This window comes from Actinosynnema sp. NPDC023794 (genome assembly GCF_040639675.1).
GTDB lineage: Bacteria > Actinomycetota > Actinomycetes > Mycobacteriales > Pseudonocardiaceae > Actinosynnema > Actinosynnema luteola.
Genome location: NZ_JBFAFR010000005.1, coordinates 62,312 through 74,390 on the forward strand (window position 1 = coordinate 62,312; position 12,079 = coordinate 74,390).

Here is a 12,079-nt window from a genome sequence, read left to right on the forward strand (position 1 = left end):
CTTCGCTAGGCGGTCACTTCGTCCGTGCCGTCGTCTCCTGGGCGGCGCGCCTCCGTCGGGCGCGGGCCGACGACTCCCGCAGCACGCGGGCGTGCGTCACGTAGCGCTCGTACCACTGCTGCGCCAACGGGTTGCGCGCACGCACCTTGTCGAGCCAGTGCGGTGCGATCCGCTCGTGCAGCCACAGGAAGCCGATCGCCCAGCCGAAGCTGACGATGCCCTGGTAGGCCAGGAAACCGAGCACGTCGTCGGGCGGGGTGAACCCGCCGCCGAGCAGGACACCCGTCGAGGTCTCCGCCACCAGCCTGGCCATCGGGAAACCCACCAGCCAGTACAGGGCGGCCGGTGCGAACACGCCGAGCCGGAACCGCCCGCCGCCGACGAGCAGGCCGAAGCCGCCGCCGAGCAGCCCGAGCGGCTCGGCCATGGCCAGCGCGGTGGCCGCCGCCCACGCGGCGGGGTGGCCGACGAACGCCGACAGCGCCCCGGCGATCAGACCTCCGACCGCGCCGACGACGGCGCCGGGGACCGCCAACTCCACCCGGTCGCGCATCAGCCCACCACCACGCCGAACCGGAGCAGGCTGTAGACCAGCATGCCGAGGTAGAACACCGCGCCGAACCCGATGATCAGGTTGGTGAGCAGTCTGGGCCGGATAGGTTCGGGCAGCATCCGGTTGTTCACCAGCAGCAGGACGACGCAGTAGGCGCCCATGGCGAACGTGGACAGGAACGCGAGGACGTCGAGGATCGCGCCGGGTCCGTCGGCGGGCCCGAACAGCAGGATGACGATGCCGAACGCGATGACGCCCCACAGGAAACCGGCGTAGAGGTGGGACATGCGGAACCGCTTCGCACCGGGCACGAAGTGGTAGGTCATGTCCGCCTGGCCGCGGGAGAACGAGTCGAACAGGCCGAGCGTGGCGTTGAGGCCGATGAGCGCGATGAAGCCGAGGAACACGCCACCGAGGACGGGTCCGCCCGCCGCGACGAAGGAGTCGGACATGGCGTTGAGCGCGGCTTCCCGCTCCCCCGCGTGCAGCAGCTCCTTGACGTCGGGGCTGGTGCGGCTGGCGGCCTGCGCCAGCACCGTGAACGACACGGTGACCAGCATCGTGACGCCCCAGAACAGCAGCAGCGCGTCGAACGTGACCCAGCGCCGCCAGCCGCGCCACTTCGCCATCTCGGCGGGGTCGCCGGTGTCGAACATGAACCCGCGCGCGGGCATGGCCTCTTCCTCGCCGGCGTGGCGCAGGCCGCGGATGCGGGGGATGTGGGCGCCCATCCCGGCGCCGCTGTCGCGCAGGTGCAGCGTGTACCACATCTGCTGCATGCCCGACGGTCCGGCGAACGCGATGGAGCCGACGATGATCGGGAACCAGGCCGCGCTGAGCGCCTCGGGCGGCAGGTAGCCGAAGTGGAACATGCCGGTGACGGTGGACACCACGTCCGACCAGGTGCCCACCATCGCGGCCACCACGGCGGTGCCGACGACGAGCAGCCCGATGAGCAGGGACAGCACGTTCTCCAGCAGGTTGTAGATCACCTTGGCCATGCTGAACAGGACGCCGACGAGGATCAGGCCTACGCACGCCGACACGGTCCACGGTATGCCGGTGAGCTCCTCCAGGGCGGCGGCGCCGGCGGAGAGGTGCCCGGGCCAGATGTAGACCAGGATCGCGACGGTGAAGAAGAACCACATGATCGGTTTGAACACGCGGGCCGCGCCGAAGAAGATGCTCTCACCGGTGGCCATCGCGTAACGGGCCATCTCCAGCATGACCACGGCCTGCAGCGTCACGCCGATGAGGAACAGCCATCGGATCTCCGGGCCGAACAGCAGCACCAGCCGCGGCCACATGTAGGACTCGCCCATGCCGACGCCGAGCGCGACGAGGAACACCGTCGGGCCCAGGATGTGGATGGAGGGCGGGGCGTCGGGCAGCTTCCTGATGGGCATCGCTTCCAGCCGTCCCGCCCGCCACACGCGTTCCTCCGGCGGAGGCGTGGTGACGTCCGCGCCCGACCGCGGTTCGGCGGGTGAGTTGGGTGTATCCACAACGGACCTCCCGGTGAGTTACAGCGTTCCAAGGCCGGCCTTCCCCTTCGCGGCAGTCCCCTTCACAGCAGCCCGGCGGAGCGGGCCCAGCGGTACTTGGCGCCGAGCACGGCGACCGGTTTCTCCGTGGTGTACGGGTAGGCGACGATGCCGTGCCGGTACAGGTGTTCACTGGCTTCTTCGACTTCCACGTCGCCGGAGAGAGAGGCGACGACGGGCTTGTGGATCCCCTGGTCGCGGTAGTGCCGGACGACCTCGACGACGAGTTCGGCGAACACCGTCGGCGGCGTGACGATGGTGTGCCAGTAGCCGAGGATCAGGGCGTGCACGCGCTCGTCCTCCAAGCCGAGCGCGATGGTGTTGCGGTAGGTGGAGGGTGGTTCGCCGCCGGTGATGTCGACGGGGTTGCCCGCCGCGCCGAACGGCGGGATGAACCGCCGGAACGCCGCGTCCAGGTCGGCCGGGATCTCCATGAGGGAGAGTCCGTTGTCGACGCACGCGTCGGACAGCAGCACGCCGGAGCCGCCCGCGCCGGTGATGATGACGACGTTCTCGCCTTTCGGCGTCGGCAGCAGGGGCACGCCGCGCGCGTACTCGAGCATGTCGTTGAGGCCGGGCGCGCGGATGACGCCGCTCTGCCGCAAGATGTCGTCGTAGACCTTGTCGTTGCCGGCCAGTGCGCCGGTGTGCGAACTGGCGGCTTTCGCGCCCTGGGCGGTGCGGCCGGCTTTGAGGACCACGACGGGTTTGTGCGCCGACACGCGCTTGGCGGTCTCGGCGAACGCGCGACCGTCCTTGAGGTCTTCCAGGTGCATGGCGATGAGCTGGGTGTTGTCGTCCTGCTCGAAGAACGTGAGCAGGTCGTCCTCGTCGATGTCCGCTTTGTTGCCTACGCCGACGATGGAGGACACGCCCATCCGGGCGGAGCGGCTGAACCCGAGGATCGCCATGCCGATGCCCCCGCTCTGCGAGGACAGGGCGACCCCGCCCTTCACGTCGTACGGGGTGCAGAACGTAGCTGAAAGACTTTCGGGTGTGTAGTAGTAGCCGTAGATGTTCGGGCCGAGGATGCGCACGCCGTGCTTGCGCGCGATGGCGACGACCTCGTCCTGCAACTCGTGGTTGCCGGTCTCGCCGAAGCCGGACGGGATGAGGATCGCGCCCGCCACGCCCTTCGCGCCGACTTCTTCGAGCGCGGCGGGCACGAACTTCGCCGGGATCGCGAACACCGCCACGTCCACGTCGCCGGGCACGTCGGCGATGCTGCGGTACGCCTTGCGGTCGAGGATCTCGTCCGCTTTGGGGTTGATCGGGTAGATCTCGCCCCGGTAGCCGCCGTCGACCAGGTTGCGCATCACCGAGTTGCCGATCTTGCCGGTCTCGTTGGACGCCCCGATCACCGCGACCGCGGCCGGTTTCATGATCCGGTTCATCGAGGCCAGGATGTCCTCCTGGCTGAACCGGACCGGCTCGCGCGCGGCCTCTTGGTCGACGAGGATGCGCACGTCGACGGCGGTGGCGCCGTCCGGTGTGGCCAGCACCGGGTTGAGGTCCACCTCGGCGAGTTCCGGGAAGTCCGTGACCAGGTCGCCGACCCGGCGGATCAGGTCGGCGAGCGCGTCCCGGTCGGCCGGAGGCGCGCCGCGCACACCGCGCAGGATCTCGGCCGCGGCGATGCCGTCCACCATGGACCCGGCCTCGGCGGTGGTGGTCGGCGCGAGGCGGAACGTGACGTCCTTGAGCACCTCGACCAGCACGCCGCCCAGGCCGAAGGCGACGACCTTGCCGAAGGTCTCGTCGGTGGTCGCGCCGACGATGACCTCGTGGCCGGAGGTCATCAGCCGCTGCACCTGCACGCCGACGACGTCGGCGTCGGCCTGGTAGGCGACGGCGTTGGCGATGATCGTGTCGAAGCCCGCCGCCACCTCCTCGGGCGTGGACAGGCCGACCAGCACGCCGCCCGCCTCGGTCTTGTGCAGGATGTCCGGCGAGACGATCTTGAGCACGACCGGCAGGCCGATGTCGGCGGCCAGCGCGACCGCCTCGTCCCGCGACGCGGCCAGGCCCTCGGCGGGCGTCGTGATCCCGTAGGCCTCGCACACCAGCCTGCCCTCGGGCGCGGTCAGCGAGGTTCGCCCCTCGGCGGCGACCGCCGCGATGATCCGTTCGACCGCTGCCCGGTCGTAGTCCGGCATGACGTCTCCTTGGGTCCTTGGATCGTTGGGTCGTGGGGTCGCTCGCGGTCGGTGGTCGGGTCCGGTCCGGATTGCGGGTGTGGGCGTGCGAGTCGGTGGGGTGGCAGGTGCGGCTCGATCTCAGATCGCGCCGATCGCCTTGAGCTCGGCCAGCTGCTCGGGCAGGTAGCCGAGTTCGGCCAGCACCTCGCCGTTGTGCTCGCCGAGGAGCGGTGAGCGCTGGACGTCGACCGGCGAGTCGGACAGCTTCAGCGGGCTGCCCACGGTCTTGTAGGCGCCGCGCTCGGGGTGCTCGACCTCGACCACGGCGCCGAGGTCGGCCAGGGTCTCGTCCTCGATCAGCTCCCGGGTGGACAGGATCGGGCCGCACGGGATGTCGTGGGCGTTGAGCGCGTCCATGACCTCCCACTTGGTGTGCCGCTCGGTCCACTCCTCGATCAGCGCGAACGCCTTGTCCAGCTTGTCCAGCCGGGCCTCCGGCGTGGCCCACGCCGGGTCGTCGGCCAGCTCGGGCTTGCCGATCAGCTCGGTGATCGGCTGCCAGCCGACCGGCTGGATGATCACGTAGATGTAGTCGTTGGGACCGCCGGGCGCGCAGCGCACCGCCCAGCCCGGCTGCCCGCCGCCGGAGGCGTTGCCCGAGCGCGGCACCTCGTCGGCGAACGTCTCGTTCGGGTACTCGCCGAGCGGGCCGTGCGCGAGCCGCTGCTGGTCGCGCAGCTTCACCCGGCACAGGTTGAGCACCGCGTCCTGCATGGCCACCTGCACGCGCTGGCCGCGCCCGGTGGACGTGCGCTGGTAGAGCGCGGCGAGGATGCCCGCGACCAGGTGGATGCCGGTGCCCGAGTCGCCGATCTGGGCGCCGGTGGCCAGCGGCGGGCCGTCCTCGAACCCGGTGGTGCTCATCGAGCCGCCCATGGCCTGCGCGATGACCTCGTAGGCCTTGAAGTGCGCGTACCGACCCGCGCCGAAGCCCTTGATCGACGCGTACACCAGGCCGGGGTTGAGCTCCCGCAGCCGGTCCCAGGTGAACCCGAACCGGTCGACCACGCCGGGGCCGAAGTTCTCCACCAGCACGTCCGCGGTGGAGACGAGCCGGCCGAACACGGCCTTGCCCTCGTCGCTCTTCATGTTCAGCGTGATGCTGCGCTTGTTCGCGTTCAACATGGTGAAGTACAGGCTGTCCACACCGGGCAGGTCGCGCAGCTGGCCGCGGGTGATGTCGCCCCGGCCCGGCGCCTCCACCTTGATCACGTCCGCGCCCAGCCACGCGAGGATCTGCGTCGCCGACGGTCCGGATTGGACATGCGTCAGGTCCAGGACCCGGACGCCATCGAGAGCCTTGCCCATGGCACGTCCTCCTTTGTTCGCTGGGATCGAGGAAACTCCTTGCCGTGCAACGGGAGCGTTACTTGTACATGGTCTGGTTCATGGTTCCCGGGGCGTACGCGTCGGGGTCCACCCAGACGTTGATCAACGACGGCAGGCCGGACTCGCGGGCGCGTCGGAGGGCGGGCGCGATGTCCTTGGGGTCGCGGACCTCTTCGCCGTGACCGCCGAGCATCCGGGCGAACTCGTCGTAGCGGACGTCGCCGAGGGTGTTGCCGACCCGTTCGCGGGCCACGCCGTACTTCTGCGCCTGGCCGTACCGGATCTGGTTCATCGACGAGTTGTTGCCGACGATGCCGACGAACGGCAGGTCGTAGCGCACCAGCGTCTCGAAGTCCCAGCCGGTGAGGCTGAACGCGCCGTCGCCGAACAGCGCCACCACTTCCTTGTCCGGCCGGGCCAGCTTGGTGGCCAGCACGAACGGCACGCCGACGCCGAGCGTGCCCAGCGGACCCGGGTCCATCCAGTGCCCGGGCGACTTGGGCTGCACCACCTGGCCGGAGAACGTGACGATGTCGCCGCCGTCGCCGATGTAGATCGAGTCCTCGGTCAGAAACTCGTTGATCTCGTGCACCAGGCGGTAGGGGTGGATCGGGGTCGCGTCGGAGCGCAGCTGCGGCAGCCGCTTCTCGCGCGCCTTCTCCTCGACTGCCTGGAGTTCCTCCAGCCACGGCTTGCGGGCCACCGCGCCGTTGTCCGCCCGACCCGAGGCTGCTCGGGTGACCGCGCCGAGGACCAGGTTCGCGTCGCCCACGATGCCCAGGTCGATGTCGCGGTTCTTGCCGACGGTGCGGTAGTCGAGGTCGACCTGGACGACGGTGGCCTTGGCGGACAGGCGGCGGCCGTAGCCCATCCGGAAGTCGAACGGCGTGCCGACGATGACGATCACGTCGGCGATGTCGAACGCGTACCGGCGGGAGAGCTGGAAGTGGTGGGGGTCGCCGGGCGGCAGCGTGCCGCGACCCGCGCCGTTCATGTACGCGGGGATGTTGAGCGCGCGGACGAGCTCGATCGCCGAAGCGGTGGCGCGGGTGGTCCAGACCTGGCTGCCGAACAGGACGACGGGCTTCTTCGCGTGCACCAGCAGGTCGGCCAGCCGTTCGACCGACGCCGGGTCGCCCGCGTTGCGGGTGGACGCCCGGTAGCGGCCGGCCTCCGGGATCCGCGCCTGGTCCACGCGCACCGACGCGTCCAGCACGTCGCGCGGGATCTCCAGGAACGACGGGCCGGGCGCGCCGTTGAACGCCTCGCGGAACGCCATCGACACCAGGTCGGCGATGCGCGCGGTGGACGGCACGGTCGCGGCGAACTTCGTGATCGGGGTCATCATGTCGACGTGCGGCAGGTCCTGCAGTGAGCCCATCTTGTGCTGGCTCAACGCGCCCTGACCGCCGATCAGCAGCATCGGGCTCTCCGCCCGGAACGCGTTCGCCACGCCGGTGACCGCGTCGGTGGTGCCCGGACCCGCGGTCACCACGGCGCAGCCCGGCTTGCCCGTGACGCGGGCGTAGGCGTCCGCGGCGTGCGCGGCCACCTGCTCGTGCCGCACGTCGATCACCGCGATGCCCTCGTCCACGCAGCCGTCGTAGATGTCGATGATGTGGCCGCCGCACAGGGTGAAGATCGTGTCGATGCCCTCGGCCTTGAGGGCCTTGGCCACCAGGTGCCCGCCGGAGATCAGTTCCGGGCCCGGGTCGGCGTCTCCGGTCGGCGTCGCGCTGGTGGTGGTTCCTCCGGTCGGCGTCGCGCTGTCGGGCGGGGTGGTTTCTCCCGCCGGTCCCGCGCTGTTGCCCGTGGCGGCCTCGGTCGCTGTCCGCGCCATGTGCTGGTCAACTCCTTCGATCGCGGTCGGCCCGCCTCTGAGAGGTGGGGTCCCGACCCTGGAACCGGCCCGGTTGTAGATTGCATACCGTATGGGGTAGCCCATATAGTTACGCCTTGTTCGCGCCGATGTCCAGAGCTCGGAACGATCGGGCCTCCAGGGCCCGCCATCGGCGCCCCAGCGCGCGGAGAGGACTTCCTGCCGTGGATCTGCACGAACACCAAGCCAGGGACCTGTTCGCGGCGCACGCCGTCCCGGTGCCGCACGGCCTGCTCGCCGTGACACCGGACGAGGCGCACGCCGCGGCGACGTCGATCGGCGGGACCGTCGTGGTGAAGGCGCAGGTGAAGACCGGCGGCCGGGGCAAGGCGGGCGGTGTGAAGCTCGCCCGCGCGCCGGAGGAGGCACGGGAGGTCGCGTCCGATGTGCTCGGGATGGAGATCAAGGGGCACGTGGTGCGCAAGGTGCTCGTGGTCGAGGCGAGCGAGATCGCGGAGGAGTACTACTTCTCGTTCCTGCTGGACCGGGCGAACCGGACGTTCCTCGCGCTGGCCTCGGTCGAGGGCGGCATGGACATCGAGGAGGTGGCGGCGCGGCGGCCGGACGCGGTGGCGCGGGTGCCGGTGACGTCGGTGGACCTCACCGTCGCGCACGAGATCGTGACGGCGGCCAAGTTCCCGCCGGAGGTGGCGGACCGGGTCGCCGACGTGGTCGTGCGGCTGTGGGAGGCGTTCGTGGCGGAGGACGCCACGTTGGTCGAGGTGAACCCGTTGGTGCGGACGCGGTCGGGCGAGGTCCTGGCAGTGGACGGGAAGATCGCGTTGGACGCGAACGCGGGGTTCCGGCATCCGGAGCACGAGGGGTTGGCGGATGGGTTCGGGGAAGATCCGTTGGAGGCGGCGGCGCGGGCGCGCGGGCTCAACTACGTGAAGCTGGACGGTCAGGTGGGGGTGATCGGGAACGGCGCCGGGTTGGTGATGTCCACTTTGGACGTTGTCGCGCAGGCGGGTGAGCGGCACGGCGGGGTGCGGCCGGCGAACTTCCTGGACATCGGAGGCGGCGCGTCCGCGCAGGTCATGGCGGACGGGCTGGCCATCGTCCTGAACGACCCGGACGTGCGGTCGGTGTTCGTCAACGTCTTCGGTGGCATCACCGCGTGCGACGCGGTCGCGGACGGGATCGTGACGGCGCTGGGGATGCTCGGCGACGCGGCCACCAAGCCGCTGGTCGTGCGGTTGGACGGCAACAACGTGGAGCAGGGCAGGCGGATCCTCGCCGACGCCGCGCACCCGTTGGTGACCGTGGTGGACACGATGGACGACGCGGCCGACAAGGCCGCCGGACTCGCTGCCGTGGGGGTTTGAGATGGCCGTCTTCATCACGTCGGGAAGTCGCGTGATCGTCCAGGGCATGACCGGGGCGGAGGGCGCGAAGCACACCAAGCGGATGCTCAAGGCGGGCACCCGGGTCGTCGGCGGGGTGAACCCGCGCAAGGCCGGCGAGGTCGTCGACTTCGACGGTCACGTGCTGCCGGTGTTCGGTGGTGTGGCGGAGGCCGTGGAGGCGACGGGCGCCGACGTGACGGTGGTGTTCGTGCCGCCGGCGTTCACGAAGGACGCGGTGATCGAGGCGATCGACGCCGGGATCGGGTTGGCGGTGGTGATCACGGAAGGTGTGCCCGTGCACGACACGGCGGCGTTCTGGGCGCACGCGGTCGCGTCGGGCGGTCGGACGCGGATCATCGGGCCGAACTGCCCCGGGGTGATCAGTCCGGGCAAGTCGAACGCCGGGATCATCCCGGATGACATTTGCGGGCCAGGGCCGATCGGGTTGGTGTCGAAGTCGGGGACGCTGACGTACCAGTTGATGTACGAGCTGCGGGATGTCGGGTTCACGACGGCGGTGGGGATCGGTGGCGATCCGGTGATCGGGACCACGCACATCGACGTGCTGGCCGCGTTCGAGGCGGATCCGGAGACGTCGGCGATCGTGATGATCGGTGAGATCGGCGGGGACGCGGAGGAGCGGGCGGCTGAGTACATCCGGTCGTGCGTGACGAAGCCGGTTGTGGCGTACGTGGCGGGGTTCACGGCGCCGGAGGGGCGGACGATGGGGCACGCGGGGGCGATCGTGTCCAGGTCGGCCGGGTCGGCGCAGGGGAAGAAGGAGGCGTTGGAGGCGGTGGGGGTTCGGGTCGGGAAGACGCCGAGCGAGACGGCGCGGTTGTTGCGGGAGTTGTTGGGGTAAAAGACTGGTGGGGGCGCGGGTTGGGGGGTTCGGCGCGCGGCCGGCGGCCCGGGACCTCCCGCGAGTGGCGGCCCGGGACCTCCCGCGAGTTCGGCCGGCGGTGATCACCAGGAGTCGACGAGTGGGGCGTCGTGCTCGTGCCGTCGCCATTGCTCGGCCACGCGGCCGAGCCGGGCCGGCGAGGCCATGCCGCGCATGGTCGCGACCTTGCCGTCCCGGACCTCCAGCACGCCGACGCCCACCACCCGGTCGTCCACCACGGCGATCACGGCCGGGGAGCCGTTGACGAGGCCGGCGTGGATCGTGAGGTTCCCGCCGACCAGCTTCCGCTTCGCCGGGGTCGGCTTGAAGCCGGCGCGCATCGCGATGGCGACGCGCTCGGGACCCGAGTACCGCAGCAGCTTCTCGGCCAACCCGGCGCCGTCGGAGATGGCGGTCGCGTCGTCGGTCAGCAGGGCAACCAGGCGTTCGGTCTGGCCGGAGGACGCGGCGGCGATGAACGCCTCGACGATCCGGCGCGCGGTGGCGCGGTCGACCTCGCTGGTGTTGCGATCGGCGGCGACGTGGCGGCGGGCGCGGTGGGCGTGCTGCTGGCTCGCGGACTCGGTGATGTCGAGGATCTCGGCGATCTCGGCGTGGCTGTAGGAGAAGGCCTCGCGCAGGACGTAGACGGCACGTTCGACCGGCGGCAGGCGTTCCATGAGCGTCAGCACCGCCAGGGTGACCGATTCGCGCTGCTCGGCGGTGTCGGCCGGGCCCAGCATCGGGTCGCCGTCGAGCAGCGGTTCGGGCAGCCAGGCGCCGACCGCGCGTTCGCGCCGCGTCTTCGCCGAGCGGAGCCGGTCGAGGGACAGGTTCGTGACCACCTTGGTCAGCCACGCCTCGGGCACGTCGATGTGGTCGCGATCGGCGGCCTGCCAGCGCAGGAACGCGTCCTGCACGGCGTCCTCGGCGTCGGCGGCCGAGCCGAGCAGGCGGTAGGCCAACGAGGCCAGCCGGTCCCGGCTGGCCTCGAAACGCGCCACGGTCGCGCTGTCCATGAGCGTCACGCTAGGCGATGACCGCCTCGGCGGAGCGGTCGGGCGCGGTGGCGACGCGGTGCCTGCGGGTCGGCATCCCGAAGGTCGGGTGGCCCATGCCGAAGGCCGCTCCCCGGAGGACGGCCGCCTTGAGGCGCGCGGCCGGTCGACCGCGCAGGGCCCAGGTCTTCGACCGGGCGTCGCCGTCGACCACTTGGAAGATCGCGTCATTCCGGCCGAGGCTGATGTGGTTGCCGACGTAGACCAGCGAGGTCTTCGGGATCTTGCGACCGGTCAGGTCGCCGACGATCGCGGCCACCGCCTGCTTGGCGGTGTACCCGGCCGAGGCGCAGGACATCGGCAGCGGCCGGCCGTTCTCGCCGATGACGTGGACGCTGTCGCCGATGGCGTAGACGTCGGGGTGCGAGACCGACCGCATCATGCGGTCGACGAGGATCTGGCCGTTGTCGGTGACCTCCAGGCCGCTGTCGGCGGCGATGGGGTGGACGGCGAAACCGGCCGCCCACACGGTCGCGTCGGCGGCGAGGGCGGTGCCGTCGGCGGTGAGGGCCCGCGCCGCCTCGACGCGGTCGATGGTGGTGTGCTCGTGGACCGTGATGCCGAACCGGTCGAACGCGCGCAGCAGGTGGCGGTGGGCCTTCGGGCCGAGCCAGCCGCCCAGCTCGCCGCTGGTGGCGAGGGTGACGTCGAGTTCGGGGCGGGCTTCGGCGATCTCGGTGGCGGCCTCGATCGCGGTCAGGTTGCCGCCGACGACCAGCACCGTGCCGGTCCCGCCCAGCCCGTCCAGGCGCTGCCGCAGGCGCAGCGCCGCGGGTCGGGCGGCGATGGGGAAGGCGTGCTCGGCCACGCCCGGGACGCCGTGGTCGGCGGACGTGCTGCCGAGCGCGTAGAGGAGGGTGTCGTAGTCGAGCCGGTCCGCGCCGTCGCCGTCGGTCGCGGTGACCGTCCGCCGCTCGGCGTCGACGGCGGTGACCCGCGCCAGTCGCAGGCGGATGCCGGTGCCCGCGAAGAGCTCCGCCAGTTCGTAGCGGCGCAGGTCTCGGCCCGCGGCGAGCTGGTGCAGGCGCATCCGCTCGACGAAGTCGGGCTCGGCGTTGACGACGGTGATCTCGACGTCGTCGGCGTGCAGGCGGCGGGCGAGCTGTCCGGCGGCGTAGCCCCCGGCGTAGCCGGCTCCCAGGACGATGATGCGGTGCTTCATGTTCACGCTCCTGTCGGGTTCGCTCGTCGTCTGAACGGGACAGCACCGCGATCCCTGACAGGTTTCGCCTGTGGCGTGGGTCACCCCGGCGCAGGTCGGTGTTCGACGCCTCGCCGGACCTGGTTGG

9 protein-coding genes are annotated in these 12,079 nt (G+C 70.9%); 2 read left to right on the top strand and 7 right to left on the bottom strand.

Translation table 11 applies throughout. From position 1 onward, the window contains the following. Window positions 1-13: 13 nt before the first annotated feature. The 5 genes from AB0H12_RS13960 to AB0H12_RS13980 form a co-directional block, all read right to left on the bottom strand. Window positions 14-553 (bottom strand): hypothetical protein, encoded by a 540-nt coding sequence (locus AB0H12_RS13960; protein ID WP_499623262.1) that lies wholly within the window; start codon window positions 551-553, stop codon window positions 14-16. Next, window positions 553-2,058, bottom strand: coding sequence for an Nramp family divalent metal transporter (locus tag AB0H12_RS13965; protein ID WP_499623264.1), 1,506 nt, complete (start codon window positions 2,056-2,058; stop codon window positions 553-555). Before AB0H12_RS13965 ends, AB0H12_RS13960 begins: the two co-directional genes overlap by 1 nt. A 62-nt stretch (window positions 2,059-2,120) precedes the next feature. Beyond that, complete coding sequence (locus tag AB0H12_RS13970) at window positions 2,121-4,253, bottom strand: acetate--CoA ligase family protein (protein ID WP_499623265.1); 2,133 nt, start codon at window positions 4,251-4,253, stop codon at window positions 2,121-2,123. A 120-nt stretch (window positions 4,254-4,373) separates the two neighbouring features. After that, entirely contained in the window at window positions 4,374-5,603 is a 1,230-nt protein-coding gene (gene frc, locus AB0H12_RS13975; protein ID WP_499623266.1) for a formyl-CoA transferase, read from the bottom strand. Between the two features lie 58 nt (window positions 5,604-5,661). Continuing rightward, window positions 5,662-7,464 carry a thiamine pyrophosphate-binding protein gene (locus tag AB0H12_RS13980; RefSeq protein ID WP_499623268.1) on the bottom strand — a complete coding sequence of 601 codons (1,803 nt, stop codon included), beginning with the start codon at window positions 7,462-7,464 and terminating at the stop codon, window positions 5,662-5,664. Between the two features lie 203 nt (window positions 7,465-7,667). Here AB0H12_RS13980 and sucC point away from each other — a divergent pair, with 203 nt between their 5' ends. Then, window positions 7,668-8,828, top strand: coding sequence for an ADP-forming succinate--CoA ligase subunit beta (gene sucC, locus AB0H12_RS13985; RefSeq protein WP_499623270.1), 1,161 nt, complete (start codon window positions 7,668-7,670; stop codon window positions 8,826-8,828). 1 nt (window position 8,829) lies between these two features. Beyond that, window positions 8,830-9,711, top strand: coding sequence for a succinate--CoA ligase subunit alpha (gene sucD, locus AB0H12_RS13990; RefSeq protein WP_499623272.1), 882 nt, complete (start codon window positions 8,830-8,832; stop codon window positions 9,709-9,711). 104 nt (window positions 9,712-9,815) lie between these two features. Here sucD and sigJ read toward each other — a convergent pair whose 3' ends face one another. Together sigJ and AB0H12_RS14000 are read right to left on the bottom strand one after the other, a co-directional pair. After that, window positions 9,816-10,751 (bottom strand): RNA polymerase sigma factor SigJ, encoded by a 936-nt coding sequence (gene sigJ, locus AB0H12_RS13995; protein WP_499623274.1) that lies wholly within the window; start codon window positions 10,749-10,751, stop codon window positions 9,816-9,818. Window positions 10,752-10,761: 10 nt separating this feature from the next. Then, a complete protein-coding gene (locus tag AB0H12_RS14000) occupies window positions 10,762-11,952 on the bottom strand; it encodes an NAD(P)/FAD-dependent oxidoreductase (protein WP_499623276.1) in 1,191 nt (396 codons plus the stop codon). Window positions 11,953-12,079 lie beyond the last annotated feature (127 nt).